Annotated in this window: 19 protein-coding genes; all 19 read right to left on the bottom strand. The window is 47.7% G+C overall.

Annotated elements, in window-relative coordinates; genetic code table 11:
• Positions 1 to 799, bottom strand: a 799-nt coding sequence (locus CLFS41_RS19330) for a hypothetical protein (RefSeq protein WP_045093203.1), incomplete at its 3' end; no start/stop codon positions are given.
• Between the two features lies 1 nt (position 800).
• Complete coding sequence (locus CLFS41_RS19325) at positions 801 to 1,652, bottom strand: phage distal tail protein domain-containing protein (RefSeq protein WP_045093202.1); 852 nt, start codon at positions 1,650 to 1,652, stop codon at positions 801 to 803.
• Complete coding sequence (locus tag CLFS41_RS29855; protein WP_052665816.1) at positions 1,649 to 6,916, bottom strand: phage tail tape measure protein; 5,268 nt, start codon at positions 6,914 to 6,916, stop codon at positions 1,649 to 1,651. The genes CLFS41_RS19325 and CLFS41_RS29855 overlap by 4 nt, the downstream gene beginning before the upstream one ends.
• Before the next feature lie 11 nt (positions 6,917 to 6,927).
• Positions 6,928 to 7,092 (bottom strand): hypothetical protein, encoded by a 165-nt coding sequence (locus tag CLFS41_RS30465; RefSeq protein ID WP_195416520.1) that lies wholly within the window; start codon positions 7,090 to 7,092, stop codon positions 6,928 to 6,930.
• A complete protein-coding gene (locus CLFS41_RS19315) occupies positions 7,089 to 7,460 on the bottom strand; it encodes a hypothetical protein (RefSeq protein WP_045093201.1) in 372 nt (123 codons plus the stop codon). Before CLFS41_RS19315 ends, CLFS41_RS30465 begins: the two co-directional genes overlap by 4 nt.
• A gap of 12 nt (positions 7,461 to 7,472) precedes the next feature.
• Positions 7,473 to 8,042 carry a major tail protein gene (locus CLFS41_RS19310; RefSeq protein WP_045093200.1) on the bottom strand — a complete coding sequence of 190 codons (570 nt, stop codon included), beginning with the start codon at positions 8,040 to 8,042 and terminating at the stop codon, positions 7,473 to 7,475.
• Complete coding sequence (locus CLFS41_RS19305; protein WP_347468664.1) at positions 8,017 to 8,340, bottom strand: hypothetical protein; 324 nt, start codon at positions 8,338 to 8,340, stop codon at positions 8,017 to 8,019. Before CLFS41_RS19305 ends, CLFS41_RS19310 begins: the two co-directional genes overlap by 26 nt.
• A 20-nt stretch (positions 8,341 to 8,360) precedes the next feature.
• Positions 8,361 to 8,750, bottom strand: coding sequence for an HK97 gp10 family phage protein (locus tag CLFS41_RS19300; RefSeq protein ID WP_045093198.1), 390 nt, complete (start codon positions 8,748 to 8,750; stop codon positions 8,361 to 8,363).
• A 2-nt stretch (positions 8,751 to 8,752) separates the two neighbouring features.
• A complete protein-coding gene (locus CLFS41_RS19295; protein WP_045093197.1) occupies positions 8,753 to 9,082 on the bottom strand; it encodes a phage head closure protein in 330 nt (109 codons plus the stop codon).
• Positions 9,083 to 9,094: 12 nt separating this feature from the next.
• Entirely contained in the window at positions 9,095 to 9,391 is a 297-nt protein-coding gene (locus CLFS41_RS19290; protein ID WP_045093196.1) for a head-tail connector protein, read from the bottom strand.
• Positions 9,366 to 9,536: a hypothetical protein gene (locus CLFS41_RS30460; RefSeq protein ID WP_200895101.1), complete on the bottom strand. Its 171-nt coding sequence runs from the start codon at positions 9,534 to 9,536 to the stop codon at positions 9,366 to 9,368. The genes CLFS41_RS19290 and CLFS41_RS30460 overlap by 26 nt, the downstream gene beginning before the upstream one ends.
• Before the next feature lie 11 nt (positions 9,537 to 9,547).
• Positions 9,548 to 10,738, bottom strand: coding sequence for a phage major capsid protein (locus CLFS41_RS19285; protein ID WP_082082645.1), 1,191 nt, complete (start codon positions 10,736 to 10,738; stop codon positions 9,548 to 9,550).
• Positions 10,735 to 11,337: an HK97 family phage prohead protease gene (locus tag CLFS41_RS19280; protein WP_045093195.1), complete on the bottom strand. Its 603-nt coding sequence runs from the start codon at positions 11,335 to 11,337 to the stop codon at positions 10,735 to 10,737. Before CLFS41_RS19280 ends, CLFS41_RS19285 begins: the two co-directional genes overlap by 4 nt.
• Positions 11,327 to 12,562, bottom strand: coding sequence for a phage portal protein (locus tag CLFS41_RS19275; protein WP_045093194.1), 1,236 nt, complete (start codon positions 12,560 to 12,562; stop codon positions 11,327 to 11,329). Before CLFS41_RS19275 ends, CLFS41_RS19280 begins: the two co-directional genes overlap by 11 nt.
• A gap of 35 nt (positions 12,563 to 12,597) precedes the next feature.
• Entirely contained in the window at positions 12,598 to 14,274 is a 1,677-nt protein-coding gene (locus tag CLFS41_RS19270; protein WP_045093193.1) for a terminase TerL endonuclease subunit, read from the bottom strand.
• A complete protein-coding gene (locus CLFS41_RS19265) occupies positions 14,261 to 14,728 on the bottom strand; it encodes a P27 family phage terminase small subunit (RefSeq protein WP_045093192.1) in 468 nt (155 codons plus the stop codon). Before CLFS41_RS19265 ends, CLFS41_RS19270 begins: the two co-directional genes overlap by 14 nt.
• Positions 14,729 to 14,752: 24 nt before the next feature.
• Complete coding sequence (locus tag CLFS41_RS29105) at positions 14,753 to 15,307, bottom strand: hypothetical protein (RefSeq protein WP_052665814.1); 555 nt, start codon at positions 15,305 to 15,307, stop codon at positions 14,753 to 14,755.
• A 61-nt stretch (positions 15,308 to 15,368) separates the two neighbouring features.
• A complete protein-coding gene (locus tag CLFS41_RS19255) occupies positions 15,369 to 15,698 on the bottom strand; it encodes a hypothetical protein (RefSeq protein ID WP_045093191.1) in 330 nt (109 codons plus the stop codon).
• The gene (locus tag CLFS41_RS19250) at positions 15,695 to 15,997 is read right to left on the bottom strand and encodes a hypothetical protein (protein WP_242856895.1); all 303 of its coding nucleotides are present in this window, start codon (positions 15,995 to 15,997) and stop codon (positions 15,695 to 15,697) included. Before CLFS41_RS19250 ends, CLFS41_RS19255 begins: the two co-directional genes overlap by 4 nt.
• Positions 15,998 to 16,356: the final 359 nt, after the last annotated feature.

The following is a 16,356-nucleotide window of genomic DNA, read 5'->3' as shown; positions in this document are numbered from 1 at the left end:
TGTTCCCATTGTCCGGGTTTTCGGATTGCAAACTTGTCCATCCAGTGTTGCCAAAGACAACCTTATTGTCCAGTTCCCCAGCTATCAGCACGCGCTCCGTGATCGTTTGGACAGACTCTGCTGATGCGTACTCTTTCGGGGTATCCCATTTAACGATCAGCTTTGCCAGCACCTTAACGCTATATGTTTCTGACAGATCCGTGACTTCCGGGAGTTTGGTATCTATGTTGAGCAGGCTTTGATCCCGGCAATTGACATTGATCTGTATCAGTCCATTTGACACCGTAAAATCCAGAAAGACGCCATAGTGCTGCCTGACATTGCCCAGGAAGGTTTTAAGGTTATATACCCCGTTCTCCGCATCCACAATCGTACTTACCCTGACTGCAATCTTAGTATGGGTACTTGCTGACACCTGGATATAATCCATATCCATCAGGGCATCCCCACTGGATACAAAGTTATCCTTTATGACCTTAACAATGTAATCCTCCATACCGGTTGACTGGATCAGTGTCTCACCATCATTAAATATGGTAGTGTCAAACAGATTCTCCTTCTGCCGCAATGTCACCGTATATCCCGTATCAGATGGCTTCATCTCCTGGCATATCCCGAAGAATACTTGCTCCTCCCCGTCTTTGATGAGGGCATAGTCCCCATCCTCCATCTGGATATAATCAGCCACAACGATAGAGGAAGGATCTCCAAAATCAATATCCTCCTTAAACTCATAAGATGATAGAGTTTGTACGGCCTTAATAGCCAGATTATCCTTACTTAAAAGGTAAAGTATCATATCACACCGTCCTATAAAACTTATACATCACCAGTGATGTTGTATAGGCTGCCCCCGTGTCACTGGTAAAGCTTATGCTGTAATCTCCCGGCGGCACCTTAAAAAAGTTGGTATACGCAATATCAAGCAGCTGTATCATGTTGGTCTTATTCCCGTCACCGTCCACCTGGTACACATACATGTCATCATCCAGGCTGGAATACAGTATCTTTTCTCCCGGCTGGAGTATGACCGGGAATTTTATACATGCTGCCATCTCCCCGTCTTTTTCCAGGGTAACCGTTGGATTCTCGCAATACCCCTGGATCTCCAACGTAAAGGGCGCACCGACATCACCATTATTAGTCAGCATGATGGTCCTCTCGCTGTAATCGTTGTATCTGGCAGGCCACTTGATGGTATATCGTAACTCACCCTCCACGGTTGACACCACAAAGTTACTTCGGACATTGGAGTAAAACAGGCTCTTACAATAAAAATCAACCGCGCACTGCAGCACTCCCTTGTCCATCTCTGTTTTTTCCAGCTTGACCAGATCCACATCCCGGTAATAGGCCCTGGAACTGCCTGGGGTCTGATAGACAAGCCTTAGTTCCTGGCTGCTGCGGATATAGGCATTGAACTTGTTATAGAGATCATAAGGGTTCCGGCTGCCAAAAATCATGGTGCCAGAAACGGTACTCTGCTTGGCTTTTCGCTTTGTCCGAATAAAGGCGTCCCCAATGTCAATGTAATTTACTGCATATTCATAGCCCAGGCCCTTGGGCTCCGTAAGGAACCCTGTAAGGTCTGGACTGTTCAGGCTGTACTCCTGGCCATATTCATTGATCAATGAAAAGCTTCTGACCATCATCCGTACACACCTCCTAAGTATTCATCTACTGATTCTGCAATCTGTTTCCCATCAAGAACCAGAACACTCTGGTTTGAGAAGTTGATCACCGGCTTATCGCTGCTCCCTGCTACTCCCTGGATTGCTGCCATGTCTGCCGCAAGGACCTTCATCTGGTCTGTAATCAGGTTCCGGTTGTCCTGGATACCCTTGGCCAGCCCCTGCATCATGTGCGGCATCCACTCCTCATAGTAGCGGAGCGGCCCTTTCTCGGGACGGGTAAAGTGCATGTAATCCGATACCGTTTCTGCCACATCTTCACAGGCATCCTCCAACTCGCGCATTTTGTCCTTGATGCCCTGGATAAAGTTATCCATCATGTCATGGGACCATGTTGTTGCCATCGGGATCAAATCTGTGATATGCTTTACCGCCGGATCAAAACCGGCCTTTACGGTTGGCTCCAGGTTCTTCAGTTCTGCGTCAACTCCAGCCACCAGCTGGTTCATGGCATTGATTGTATCTGCTTTCATGGTCTGGGTTTCGGTCCGGCTGAGTGTCTTTACAGCACGAAGGACTGTTTCTGTCAGGGCCTTGATGCCCTCCATGGTAGTCTTGTGTTTAGTTTCTATTGCATCCCATTTAGCCGCCCAGTCCGTATTGATTGCGTCTGTCTCTGTTGCAAATGATGATTTCATGGTCCCCAGCTGGGTAGTGGCCCCCAGGCCGATCCCCGCAAGGCTTGTGTTGATCGTGGATACCAGATTGGTTGCCCAGGTGCTCCAGGATGTGCTCATGGTTGTCTGGTATGTCTGTGTGGTTGTGTCGGACTGCTGGAGTTGAGTTTCCAAGGTGGATGTTGCTGCTTCTGTTACCTGGGTTACGGCATCTGTTACCTGCCCTATTTCCAGTGCGATTCCATCCGCAAAACCTTGTGTAAAATACTGTCCAGCTTCCGTGGTCACCTCTGATGGAGAATGGATTGCAAGCAATGTTCGGATCGTACTGATTGCATTATCAGCTATCTGTCCAGCTGTTTCCTCAACCGTTCCCATGTTTACTTGCATACCATCACTAAATCCTTGGGCCGTCATCTCACCTGCAACCTTATAGGACTGCATAATGCTGGCTGCTGTAGATTCTGGCAGGGTCATTGACTGTGCAAATAATGCATTGGCTCGCTGCAACTCTTCATCGGTCATCTGCGTGAAGGTGCTGACATACCCGGCACCCTTTGGTCCCATTTCGGCCATCTTCTGAAGCAAGCCCTGATCCACTCCGCGTTCAGCCAGTATTCTTAAGTTTTCAGCCCACTGCTCCGTCCCATCCACCTGGGACTGCATGTTACTTAACAGATCATCCGTGGTTGTCTTTGCTTGACCATCAAATTTACTGAATATATCCATCTGGCCAGAGATTGTATCCCCCAGCTTATCCTGGATCTTCTGAAGTGCTTTCTGTGCGTCCTGCGCATTCTGTACTACTTCTCCGATTGCATCACCAGATGAATCCCGCAGCGATAGCAACGCTGTTTCAATTCCGCTGAATGTCTCAGCTGCCTTGGCAACCGTCTGCCCGATAGAACTTGTGATCGCGTCATCAATGCTCGCCTGGGTGCTATCCCATCCTTCTACAAAACCTTCCCCAGACATCTGTCCTATGTAGGCAAATTCGGTTGATGGGGAATGGATTCCCAGCCGGTTCCTGGCCGTATTTACCGCCTCTGTACACAGCTGTTGTATGGATGTTAATGCCCTGGCCTTTCCCGCTATAACACCTCCTGAAAGCCCGGCCGGTATCTGTTGGCCAATACCGGAGAACACCTCCGTAGACAGTCCCGTCTCAGCAGTTGATACCATTTCGGCGGATACTTCCGTTACGGCCCCTACAACGCTCTCAGACCCCTTTTCGATGCCTCCCTTTAGGCCACCGTCAACACCTTTCTCACCGACTTCCTCAGTAACCTTTGATGTTCCAGAACTAATCTTGTATTCTTTCTTAAATCCATCTATGGTATCTTTGGCAAGGTCTGTGGCAGAATCTACAACGTCCTTAGTTCCACCCTTTACACCTTTTGCGGCTGCACCTGCGATGTTTCCTCCAGCGTTTTCCATTTCTCCAGCTTTTTCACTTACTGCTTTGGCTGCATTAGATGCAGAGATTCCGGAAATAATTGTCAATACAGCAAGTTCTACCTCTGCCTTTTTCTCCAACTTTTCCAAGTTCGATATATATTCAGAGGAAAAATTCGCAGATCCATCAGCTAACGCCTGTTTTGCATTAGCCAATTCCGTTTTGATTGTCTCATGCTGTGCCTGTAGACTTTCTTTCGTTGCATTTTCTGTTGTTCTAAAATCATGCTGCAATAGCAATAATGAATCGGAAATTTTCTCCTGGTCGCCAGATATAATAGCAGAACTAACGCCTTCATAGTTCTTAATTAAAACATTGTATCTATCAAGTTCTTCTTGCGCATCCGCCACTGTCTGGTTATTTCTGTCCATCAGCTCCCCGAAGCCTTCAGTTGCTTCTCCGGAGGCAATTAACTGATCCTGAAGATCATAAAGCTGCTGCCTTAATGTATCATTGGTACCATCCTTTGCATACTCCTCCATCAAGCTGTTATACTCAGCTTGTAATCGCTTTTCTTCTGCAAGAGCACTATTGTAATCCTCTGTTGCATCTTGACTATGCTGCACGGCTTCTGTTAATTCGCTTTGCGCTATCTCTCGATTCTTAACAGCTTCAGAAAACTCCTCCTGATATGCTTTCCAGATAGCTTCTGCCCTCTGTTTCTCGATCAGGTTGTCAATCTCACTTTGAATCCCTTTGTAGCCTTCTATCACGTCTCCGTTTAGTTCAATCTCTGTACCCAATGCTTCATTTAATGTAGTTACGATAAATGCAGCTCTATCTTCATTACCTTTTAGAACCTTTCCGTTCTCATCTGTTATGCGCTGAAGCTCCTCCCACAAATCACTTTCGTATTGTGTTTGGGAATCAATATCCAAAACCGCATCCTGCCTGCGTTGCGATAACTCATCATAGGCATCACGCATGGCATAAATTCTCTCTGCGTTCTCCTTTTCTGCATCCGAAAGCTCCCATACTTTTTTCTCGTAACTGTTTGCATTGTCCTTGGCTATTATAAATGCACTTGCTACACCGGAAATCGCCAACACTGTTAAAAACAGTGGCCCCCCGCTCGCAGATAGTGCTGTCAACGCCCCTGATATAGCTGGTATTATTTTCAGGAGAGCACCGATTCCAGTAGAAAGTTTACCAATAGTTATAAGCAATGGTCCAATTGCCGCTGCGATCAATCCCACTGTTACAACCATTTCTTTCTGGGACTCATCCAACTGATTTAACCAGTCCGTCCACTCCTGAATTTTGGATACAAGTGCCCTTATTTTGGGGATCAATGCGTCTCCAATACTTATAGCAGCCTCCTGTAACTGGCTCTTAAGGATCGTAAGCTGCCCGTTTAGGTTATCCTGCATTGTCTCCGACATACTCTTTGCCGCACCATTAGAGTTGGCAATAGCGTCCGACAGTTTATTGTAATCCTCCTCGCTGGCATTAATAATGGCCAGCATGCCGGACATAGCCTCTTTACCAAACAGGGTGGCGGCATAAGCTGACTGCTGCTCCTGGGTAAGTCCCTCAATGGCCTGGGTCCCTAATGCAAGGGCAAGGTTCTGGGCAACCTGGGCCCTATTGGTCTTTTTGGTAACTTTAACACCAAGCTTATCCTGGGCCATCTTCTTGAATTGGGCCTCGGACATGTCCTTGACCTGTTCCTGCCCGGCATACATGGCAAGCTGGAAATACTTCTCCTCTTCGGTCAGTCCTTTGAGCGAATCTCCATATCCATCCGCCACGGCCTGCTGCTCCAAGGTGGCCAGACGCTGCGCTTTCTGTTCTTCCGTAGTAACCGCGAAGGACTCTCTCAGGATTTTCAGGGTTTCATCCAGGGATTTCATGGACCCGTCCTCGTTGGCAATCTCTATCCCCAGTTCATTCATTACCCCTTCCATGTCTTCTGTAGGTTTTACCATGTTGGTAATGGCTCCCCGCAGCTGGGTACCGGCCTGGCTGGCCTTGATGCCGCTGTTGGCCATCAGTCCTACGGCCAGGGCAGTGTCCTCCATGGAGTATCCCAAGGATCCGCAGACGGGCGCAACATACTTAAATGTCTCACCCATCATCTCAACGTTGGTATTGGCATTACTAGATGCCGCAGCCATGACATCAGCCAGACGACCGGCATCCGCTGCCGTATACCCCATACCTGTCAGTGCATCAGTTACAATGTCAGATGTGGTTGCCAGATCTGCACCAGATGCAGCTGCAAGGTCCATGATACCGCTGATACCGTTTAGCATGTCATCCGTTTTCCACCCGGCCATTGCCATATAAGACATGGCGTCTGCGGCCTCAGATGCACTAAACTTGGTTTCTGCACCCATCTCCCTGGCCTTATCCCGCAGCTTATCAAAATCTTCGCCTGTGGCTCCGCTGATGGCTGATACATTGGACATTGATTCGTCAAAGTCTGCTGTAGTCTTGATCGCTGCCGCCCCAATACCGCCTACTGCGACAGAGATAGGCAGCAGTTTCTTTCCTACGCCTTCAATTTTCTGTCCGGCTGCTTGGAATTTATCCCCCACCGCACTGATCTGCTGCAGGGTTGCATTGGCTTTTCCCGCCTGATCCTCCAGGGATTTAAGCTGCTGTTCTGTCTCTATGATTTCTCTCTGCAATGCATCATACTGTTCCGGGGAAACTGGATTCCCGAACTCATCAGAAACTTCCTTCGCAGATTTTTGAAGGGTCCGGAGTTCTTTTGATGTCTGCTTAATTTCTTCCTGTATGGCATCATATTTTTCCTGAGAGATTTCTCCATTTGCCAGCTGTTCATCCGCATCTTTTGATTGAGCCTTTAAATCCACCAGTTTCTTTTTGGTTTCATCAATCTGCTTCTTAATCGGATCATATTTCGTTTTCCATGCATCATAATTTGATGCTGATTCTGCGGTCTGCTTATTAGCCTCTTTCAAGGTATCCAATTTTCCCTTGGTTTCTTGGACTGCATCTGCCAGCAGTTTCTGCTTCTGCCGCAGCAGTTCCGTATTGGATGGATCAAGCTTTAAAAGCCGTTCTACATCCTTGAGCGCGGACTGAGTGCTGCTAATCTCTTTGTTTACACCGCTTAATGCTTTGTTTAGTCCGGTGGTATCTCCACCGATTTCGATTGTGATTCCTTTTATGCGGTCTGCCATGATACCACCTCCTAAAACCTGTCAAAATCACTCTGTGTTGCCATATCCGGATACTTATAGCTGTCGTTCTGGGACTCTGTAAACATATCCAGTACCATACCGATTGTTAGCAGATCAAGGTTGCTGATCGGCACGCCCAGCTGAGCCGCCCGGAGCATAAAGAGCGGCGTTGTCATTTCGCGGCTGCTCGGCTTCGTTTTTTTTTGGCTGCCACATCAGTACCGATATTGAGGTGCCATAAGTCAAGAAGCTGTGGCATCACCGTGTAGATCGAAAATGTATCAAACTGGTCCAGCCACTCCTCTGGTGTACCTGGCTGCTTCGGATCCGCATGCAGTGCCATTATGTAGGCCACATTCTCAAACAATTCCAGATCACTGATTGGAATATCTCCTGTTGCGGCCTCTGCCCCCACAATGGTCCCCAGCCTCATCAGATCTCGGAAGATATCCCGTCCAAACCGGGACCGGTACAGCCTTGGGACGGCTGCTGATGCCTTAAATGGCACCAGTTTACCGTCAATCTCTATTTCCTTTTTAATCATGATGTCCCTCCATTATGCCGATGGGTTAGATGCAGATGTCTCATAGACCGTCTGATACCAGCTGTTGTAAGTAGCCTCATCCGTTGTGTCCCCGGTCTTGGCCTTAATCCTTCCATCGGCCAAAGGCGTTGCGGAAATGGTCAGGGTTTCAGTGACCGGCTCAATCGATTCCTCCTTAGTCTGAGATTCAATAGATGGCCTGGTTGCTGCACAGTTATACAGCACATGCCTGATTGCTTTCTCATCTCCATCAAACTCAAACAGCAGCGCAAAAGCTTTCTGCTTTGCATCGGAGTTTTCCACCAGCACCTTCTTACTGTCCAGTGTCTCCCCCAGGACATCGGTCCTGAAGCTCTCTGGCAGCAGCGCCACCTCCAGATCACCCTCGTATCCGTTATTAGCTGCGGATTTGTAATATACAATCCCATCCGCATAAAACGGTGAGATATCTCCCTGCGCATCAAGGGACAGGGAGACAGATCCACGGATGGCAATTGGCGTACCATACGTAATTGCTCCGTTTTCTCCTTCTTCAATCACTGCGTAATGTGTGTTCTTAAGGTTGTACTTCACTTTGTTCATTGATTAATACCTCCATTTCGTATAAGACCTCATACATCTGCTCGGATGTGAGGTAACTTTCAGTTTTCTCATAAAAAAAGCCATGCTCTTTTAGCACAGCTTCCACTTTCTTTTCGGTTTCCAGATCCTTTTTCTCGGTGTAAAGTTCGATATCCAGTTGGTTTATGCCCTGATAAACAATCCCGTCAGCAGAAAAGTTATCAGTTCCTGGATACAGATACACCAGATAGGGCTTAGCCGGTTCCTGTCCTTCCTCAAAGTGGTGATATGCCACCGGCAGGCCAATGGACTTTACCATCTTAAATACTTCCTGCTCTGTCATCTTGATAACCTCGCTTTCAGGCGTTTCTCATAATTTTCTGCGGCGCTCTTTTCAACCTTGGAAATATGTGGCTTTCCCTCAACTCTCCCGCCTCCACGTTTTGCATGTCCTTTTTCCAGCAGATGAGTAAGACCGGGTTTCTTCTTGTTGTAGATCCTGATCCCAATTGATACCGCATTTTCTTTTTCCACTTTTGATGCCCAGCCATCCTTATAGTGACCCTTTTTGCTGCCCGGCCCTTCTGGGGATGTCTGTTTGAGTTCCTTTACCGCCTCTTTAGCAACCGCTTTTGCCTCAGCCTTTGTGTCAGCAGCTATTTCTGATGCATATTCCTCCATCAGCTTTGCAACTTCTCCGGCCAAGGCGCCAATCTTAATTCCCGACATGATCACTCCTTTGCTGTTGCCCGGATCTTAATGGTTTCGTTTTTATACTGTACATTATCAATACTGGTGATGTTGTACTCTTTGCCGCGGTGGATTAACCGGTACTCTTTTGTATTCATAGCACTCAACAGGGGATGATAACGCATGACGAACATGATTGTGTTCTGGGCCTGTGTCTGCGCGGCCTCCCAGTACTCGGAGCCTGACAGGTTGTTCATGTAAGCATATCCCCTGTAATATTCTTCCCAGGCAGCGACCTGGTTTCCTATATCGTCCTCGGTATAACCGTTCTTCTCGATCATTACCGGCTCCCGGTATGCTCCTGCGTTCATCTGATCACCGCCTTACAAAAGGTTGACACAATACATCCCCAGGATGGTATCCACCACCCGGTTGACATTGTTCTTATCCACGGTCATCTGCCGGTTATCATACATATCGGAGACAAGCACCAAAACAGCGATCGTGATGTCCTCGTGGGTATCAATCGCTGCCTCGTCAAGACCGGTATAGCCTTTTACGTAATCCGTGGCTGCCTGGAGGAGTATCCCTAGATGCTGCCTGTCATCTGCTGTCAGGTAGGATTCCTCCGTCCGGATCTGCCGGCAGATGTCCTTAAGTGTTATCTCGCTTACCCTCATCCTTCACGCTCCTTCTCGGCGTCACAGGCTCTATGTACCCGGCTGCGGTAAGGTCATCCAGGATCTCCTGCGTCCTGATTTCCCTAACTTCACCAGCATACATGGATACGGTGCCAGAAAATGATTTCAGTGCCTTAACCTTCATCTCCTATCTCCTTATGCGGATGCCTTCATGACCAGTTTCGCAATCTTCTGCGCGTTCTCAACTTTGGAGTCAATCTCAATCCAGCCAACCACTCCGATTGCGTGCTGGGTGGCGAACTTTTCGCGCAGGACCTCAATGGACACATCCTCAGACAGTTTTACAGCCAGTCCAGACATATCTCCATAATAGATCGCAGTCTTTCCGGCTTCCATTGCGGGCATATTGGCTGAGGTGTAGACATCCTTCCCGAACAGTGTATAACCCCATCTTGCGGTTGCGTCCTTGTTCAGAATATAATTTCCATCATTATCCTTCATCTTGCGTATGGCCGTCCTGGTAGCCTTATTCATGATCCATATGGCTCCAGCCTGGTAGACATCGGGGATCGCCTCCTGGACATCAATAAGATCATCCGTTGTGATGGCCGCGGACGCAGTAGCTGTAACGGTCAGTTTCACCGTGCTGAGTCCTGCAACCTTATCAGCGGTTCCGTGCAGCAGTTCCTTCTCAATCCACTTACTGATCGCTTCTGCCATTGCCGTTACCACAAAGGACACGATATCAAACTGGCTGTTATTGACCAAAGACTTGGACACCTTGGACAATGCCCCCGCCAGGAACCCCTTCAGCTCAATGCTGCCAAACTTTCCAGAGGTAGATTCCAGATCCTGAAATTCTGTAGCATAGGCCATTTCAATGGTCTGCGTATCCTCGTCATAGTAGGGGATGGACAGGGTGCCGCCCACGTTGTAACGGGTTGCCAACTGGTAGATCGGGCAGATATCCACCACTTTCTTGATGATTTTCTGCGCAATGGATGTCGGAATCACCGCCCCATTATCTCCGACTGTCAGGTTGACATCTGCTCTTTCCTGTATCACTTCTCCGCGGATATATGCTGCAAAGGCCCTCTCCTCCAGGTCATCCTGTTTCAGTTCTTCGTGCTTTTTTGTACTGGTGACATTCAGTTTCAGATCCCTGGCACGTTCCAGTTTCTCAATTGTTCCATCCAGGGCCTTGATCTGTTTGTCCAGATCATCAAACTTCTTATCCTCTTCTGGACTAAAAGCCCTCTTTTCTGTCTCCGCAGTGGATGTCAGGTCCTTCATCTGCTGGACCAAATCCGCCCGCTGCTCTGTGAGGGACTTTAAATCCTCTGCCCGGTACTGCATGTACTGTCTTACAACTGCTTTCTTTCTCATTCTGCTTTCTCCTTCTCTAATTCTTTGATTCTGTTGTGATATTTGCTCATATCAATGGTTTTCTGTGGTTCCTTAACTTCCACATAGTCCGCGCGTACTTCTAATGGCTCCGGCGTTAGGACTGTATCGCCCTCTGCCCTCACCTCAACGCTGGTTCCCTCATAGCATGGCTGCTTACGCTCATCTATAATGGATACCTCAACAAGGTCCATATCCTCCACGTATCTGCGTTCCAGGGCGTCATGGATATCCTCCTTGCTGGCATCCCGTTCGCGGAACCCGAATGACCAGCCTCTGAGTTTCTTTTTCCGGGCTTTTTCAATGACTTCCGGGTCCGTGACCTCCGCCCTGGCATGTAGGCCAATGCTGTCCTCATATAATTCCAAATTAGTGCTTGTGGATCCCAGGTTCCTGGTCTTGTCATGGTTCAGGAGCAGCTGCACTTCATTATGCTTGAGTGCCCGCTCAAAAACCCCTGGCACAATCTGCTCCACAAAACGCTTCCCAGTCTTACGGTCCCTCATGGGCCGTGAATCCCTGGCCACGGCATTGACATAACCTTCAATCACCACACTGTCTGCTCTGATCTCAATTCTCATCTATTGTTTCACCTTCTTTCTCTGCCGGCTCCTGTCCAAGCCCTCCTGTGGCATTCATATTTGGCATGTAAAATTGTTTTGTTTCAGGATCATATAGCACATCCTGTAAACCCAAGCGCACAAAATCCAGCCCCAGCGGCGGCAGGTTCTCTTTTAACCTAATTTCATCAATCTGCAAAAATCCATTCTTGCTGGCCGTCTCATAGGCTCTAAACCGCTTTTCAATGTCTCCCTTGGTCAACTCTGATGTATCGGCTGCAAAAAAATAGGACCCCTTCTCAGATTCAAGTAGCAGGTCCCGGTTCAGGGCACATTCAAACTCTTTCAGGATTGGATTTAGGCAGTACTGGACAAAGTTTGTCTTATCCTCTTCCGTGGATCCTCCATTGATCATGGCTGGGGGCATATTAAACAGCTTGCATATTTCATCACTGTTGGTCTTCTTGTTTTCATTCAGCTGCATTTCCACAGATGTGTTGCTGGCCTCCTGAAATTCCAGACCTTCATTTAGGATGACAACATTTTCTGTATTGTTCTGATAAAGCCGGTTCCAGGCTTTCCTTAAGGCACTCATTACTTCGTTTGTTAATTTCTTTGTGGATTTAATGAATCCCTTTTTGTTTCCACCTGTCTTTACCAGGGTCTTTTCAAACATTAACGAGTGGAACGCCACGCTCAGGACTTCACTGTTTTCATCCACGACACTTTTCCCAGAACGACCATCCTCCGTATTCCTAAGTATTTTCAGAAACTCGAAGGGCTTATATTTCGTCCCTTGGATCATGATGTCATAATCCTTGAATATGGGGTCGGATGTAAACATGAAGGAAATCTCAGATTCCTTGACATAGTGCAGGGATTTTATCCTGGTCCCGGTCCGGTTTATAAAGGCATATCCTCCCTTCCCGGTCAAATAATCCCTGGCCAGTGCCCGCTTAAACTGTACACCATCCAGGGCATCCCCGGTGTCATCATTCAGGAGCCGCGTCCTTTCGTCTTCCTTAACCTCTTCCAACTTCCCATCCACCAGTTTATACAGACGGACCGGGATTGTTGATACCGTTTCCGCGATCTTATTTACACAGGCCGCAAAGGCCGGTACATTCATGGCCTGATCCCTGGTCATACAGTCCGCTGCCAGTATGGTCCTTAATAACGCATCCTCGCTTGCCCCTGTTTCCGTCTTCTCCGGTTCTGGGTCTGCCCTCATCCTGAAGGGCCACATAAGCAATCACTCCTTTCGTTGTTGCGATATCGCAATCAGCATACCTGTACAAAAAAATCAATGTCATCAAAGATGATATCCTGCTGTAGCAGATAGACTGAGTTAATGGTGCTAACCACTCCATCCACCTTTCCGTTAGATTTCTTCTTGTTGATATATCGGTTCATGTTAGTATCATAGGTACACTTCGCATTCTCGAAGTTGGTTTCCAGCAGTCGGTTCTCCTCATAATGCCATTCTCGGTTTGCTACCTTCTCTGCCAGTAACTTGGTAGGCGGATGCAGCGTATCCGAATGCTGCCGGATCTCAACCGTGGTGTATTTCTTGTCCCACTTCTGGGCGCTTGACAGAGCATTATAGCGATCATATCCGATGGCATGGATAACCACACCTTTCGACTCTTCCAGGTTAAATACATAATCCTCGATCACTCCATAGTCCACCGTCATATCACCACAGGCAATGCAGGTTCCCGCGGCAATGGCTGCCCTATAATCAAACTTTTCAAATTCGCTTTTCTCATCAATTCGTCCCTCCGGTATAAATGTCATGGTATGGCTTAAAATTGCCCCGTCTTCCTCCGCCGACATAGTTACGGAGCAGTTATCGTTTGTCATTGCAAGGTCAACGCCTACATAAACTTCCCGGCCGGTCCAGTCAATGTGATCCGTTTTGCAAGCTTTTACCTGGTCAATCGGTATGTATGTCTCAGTCCCTGCGCCCTGATAGATGATGTTGCAATGTTTGGTCAGGAAGTTCTCGCGAAGCTTCTCACGGTTGATAGCCCTCTGCCGCTTCAGCAGTAATTCGTCCCATACTTCTGGCAACTCCAGAGCCAGCGGATTCCCGTGGGCCAGTATCAAATCATCCGTGGCCCAATCCTTGATATTATCTGGCTCGTATAGCAGCGCAAAGACAGTTTCATCATCAATCAGGCCGTCCAGGATCTTTTTGGCATTGTCTACCTCGTCTTCCAGCGGATTATCTGCTGTCGGATATTTAGTAGAAATGATAAATCCCAGTTTATTCCTGATGAGTAGCTGACCGGAGCGCATGGCCTCCACCGGGTAGGACGTGGGCAGGGCCCCTACCTCATCTGCAATAAATACATTCGGCTCTTTACCATCCATCCTGCTGGTGGAGTAATTAAGCGGCGTGTATTTGGTTTTGGTCGGGTTATGCAGGATGTAATCCCGCAGGACCTTAAACTCATTCTCCTCAAATACCTCTGTGTTGGTAGCCAACAGCGGCTCCAGGGCCTCCTTGATTTCCCTGGCCAGCGCACCATCCGGCGCGACTGAAAAGAACCGGGAATACGCAGGCTCCAGGTAAAAAAGCAAAATAAAAAGAACAGCAACAACAAATGTCTTGCCATTCTTTCTGCAAATCTCCAAAACTGCCGTCTGATACCGGCGCATCCGCTTATCTTTCCGGTGGACCGTACAGAGGACTGCCGTGATCAGCAGCCACTGATATCCTGCCAATGCTGAATAGATGGACTTGCCAGCCTTGGGTCCCTTGGCCATCTTGATCACCTTGAGGATTTTATAAATCTTATCCAGCAGGTTCTCGTTGATGATATATTTCTTGTTCTCCCCTTTGTACGTCCGCAAAAAGTCCGTGCACTGTAGGATCACATACCGCGGCGCCTTGATTTCTCCCCGGCATACCCCCTCAGCATATGCGACCGCCGGGTGTTTAACCTTCGTCATCCTCATCCTCGTTGATTAGATCCATGATGGTCTTTTTCTTCTCGCCCGGTTTAACCTTTGCAATGGAGAGTTTTGCCCGGCTCTGAGGGGATAGGCATAGTTCATTGCAGCACCGAAAGTATTCCTTTGATGCTTCGGATCGGGCCTGCCGGAAGGCATTCTCAAACAATATGTCTTTGTCATCGTTTGCTTTCCGGTCCAGCTCCTGGATACGATCCACGGCAATGGCTGTCTGAGCCAGGATGAACAGGTCAAGGTTTCCCAGGATGTCCGCCTCCTGAAGTTCTCCCATGATGTAGTTGAATATCTCCATCTGGGATTCCGTTAGGTACAGAGGAGGCACCAACTTGTCATTCTTCCCACGCAGTTTGTCCTCAATTTCAAGGCGCTGTGCCTCATCTTCTTTTTTGATTGTGCCAGTCTTTACCCTGGCTGATTTTGCTGGCCTTGCCATCCTATCACCCCTTCCCTTTTTGTATTATTTAAATAGTTCATCATAAGCAGTGTCTGGCCAACTTTCATCTATGACAACAGAATTATATTTTTCAAAAATAGCCTTATCTTCATGATTATCATAAAATGTTCTAGCTGCACTACATATAAAGAAACACAAACCAAATGCATCTAAATCAATAAATCTTTTTCCATCTTTTTCACAATACGAATAATGTATGTTTGGACACCCATATACTTTGTCTACATGCAATCTAAATCCATCAATAAGCAATTTTTTGTCTCTATCCTTTAGTTCAAAATTACCCTCGTGAAGAAGTGCACAACGTAAAGCATAGCATAGTGCTCCATCAAATTGGAACGCTGGAGCATCCTCATGATTAATATAATATAAAGGTCTTACATGATTGTCATACCACGTCTTATACTGTCTTGCCCCCTGCCTATCCCCTTCGTCATTCACAAAATCCGGATATTCAATCTGTCCACAGATATCTGGCAAAGTCAGTGCTAAAGAAAGTGCTGGAAGATAGCACTCACATTCAATTGCTTTTTTTATTGAACCTATTTTTTTAATCACTTTTCACCCTCACCTTCTTCAAATATAATGTTAGTGTATCGGTTAAAGGGCACAAAATCAATTAATTTTTGTTGCGAACAGTATTAAATTCCCTGAAATCTCCATTTCTAAGATTTTGTGTATTTAGAGGTGGGGCATCGGTGTCCAGAATTGTTTCTATTTTTCGCACAACTCCCCGGGGGGATACCTGCGCCACCAGCCTCACTGACGGCGGCAGGATGACAATGCCACATCCTATATACTCTGCTATGCAATCCCTCAAGCTCTCTACAACCGCCGCAGGGAGCCTTCTGTCCAACTCAAACACCAGGATCCCTTTGCCACCCTTCAGTTCATGCACCTCACTGCATTCAATCATTCCCCCTGCTTCATTATCGATCCAGAACTTCATTGCTCTTCCTCCTGTTCATCTATAATCTTCTTTACCACATCGTACGGTATCTCACCACTCTCACACATCTCATGATGCATCCCGCACACGGTCAGCAGGTTGTCATCATCCAGACGCTTCTCATAGTCTGCCTCTATCGGTATGGCATGATGGACGGACAGGTTCTCATAGTTGTACTGCCGGTCTGTGCCATATAGGTTGCGGATACATATCTGGCATAGGCCCTTATCCCTGTGCCTTATCTGTTCCCGCTTCTCTCTCCACTTCCTGGAACTTCGGAACCGGTCTACGTATGTCATCTTCTTTTGCGGTGGTGGCTTCTTCCCACAGTCATAATGGGTGTCATGAATACGGCCACACCATTTACATGATTTAAGCAACTTAACACCCATCTTTCACGGCATAAGGAAAGGCACCCGGCAAGGATGCCCTGCTGTTAATGTAAGACCCCAGGCCCGAAGGACACTGGGGTACGTTCTTGTTGTAATGCCGGACGTGGGAATTTCGGGACCTTGCGATCCGCTCCAAACCCGGCTTGCTGCGCAGTGCCTGACGTACTTATCATGTACCGGCGATTCAGCCGCCAGGCTGTTACACCTGGCAACCGCTATTTGAATGGGGGAGGATGCTTCTGCCCTCTGGCTTCCGCATGATAACA

The sequence above is a fragment of the Clostridium sp. FS41 genome (assembly GCF_000954015.1).
In the GTDB taxonomy this organism is placed as follows: domain Bacteria; phylum Bacillota; class Clostridia; order Lachnospirales; family Lachnospiraceae; genus Enterocloster; species Enterocloster citroniae.
This window is presented reverse-complemented; position numbering and strand designations above follow the sequence as displayed.

Coding starts and splice junctions, on each gene's coding strand:
- CLFS41_RS19325 (WP_045093202.1), bottom strand. CDS start 1,652: ATGATGGTCAGAAGCTTTTCATTGATCAATGAATATGGCCAGGAGTAC.
- CLFS41_RS29855 (WP_052665816.1), bottom strand. CDS start 6,916: ATGGCAGACCGCATAAAAGGAATCACAATCGAAATCGGTGGAGATACC.
- CLFS41_RS30465 (WP_195416520.1), bottom strand. CDS start 7,092: ATGACAACGCCGCTCTTTATGCTCCGGGCGGCTCAGCTGGGCGTGCCG.
- CLFS41_RS19315 (WP_045093201.1), bottom strand. CDS start 7,460: ATGATTAAAAAGGAAATAGAGATTGACGGTAAACTGGTGCCATTTAAG.
- CLFS41_RS19310 (WP_045093200.1), bottom strand. CDS start 8,042: ATGAACAAAGTGAAGTACAACCTTAAGAACACACATTACGCAGTGATT.
- CLFS41_RS19305 (WP_347468664.1), bottom strand. CDS start 8,340: ATGGTAAAGTCCATTGGCCTGCCGGTGGCATATCACCACTTTGAGGAA.
- CLFS41_RS19300 (WP_045093198.1), bottom strand. CDS start 8,750: ATGTCGGGAATTAAGATTGGCGCCTTGGCCGGAGAAGTTGCAAAGCTG.
- CLFS41_RS19295 (WP_045093197.1), bottom strand. CDS start 9,082: ATGAACGCAGGAGCATACCGGGAGCCGGTAATGATCGAGAAGAACGGT.
- CLFS41_RS19290 (WP_045093196.1), bottom strand. CDS start 9,391: ATGAGGGTAAGCGAGATAACACTTAAGGACATCTGCCGGCAGATCCGG.
- CLFS41_RS30460 (WP_200895101.1), bottom strand. CDS start 9,536: ATGAAGGTTAAGGCACTGAAATCATTTTCTGGCACCGTATCCATGTAT.
- CLFS41_RS19285 (WP_082082645.1), bottom strand. CDS start 10,738: ATGAGAAAGAAAGCAGTTGTAAGACAGTACATGCAGTACCGGGCAGAG.
- CLFS41_RS19280 (WP_045093195.1), bottom strand. CDS start 11,337: ATGAGAATTGAGATCAGAGCAGACAGTGTGGTGATTGAAGGTTATGTC.
- CLFS41_RS19275 (WP_045093194.1), bottom strand. CDS start 12,562: ATGTGGCCCTTCAGGATGAGGGCAGACCCAGAACCGGAGAAGACGGAA.
- CLFS41_RS19270 (WP_045093193.1), bottom strand. CDS start 14,274: ATGACGAAGGTTAAACACCCGGCGGTCGCATATGCTGAGGGGGTATGC.
- CLFS41_RS19265 (WP_045093192.1), bottom strand. CDS start 14,728: ATGGCAAGGCCAGCAAAATCAGCCAGGGTAAAGACTGGCACAATCAAA.
- CLFS41_RS19255 (WP_045093191.1), bottom strand. CDS start 15,698: ATGAAGTTCTGGATCGATAATGAAGCAGGGGGAATGATTGAATGCAGT.
- CLFS41_RS19250 (WP_242856895.1), bottom strand. CDS start 15,997: ATGACATACGTAGACCGGTTCCGAAGTTCCAGGAAGTGGAGAGAGAAG.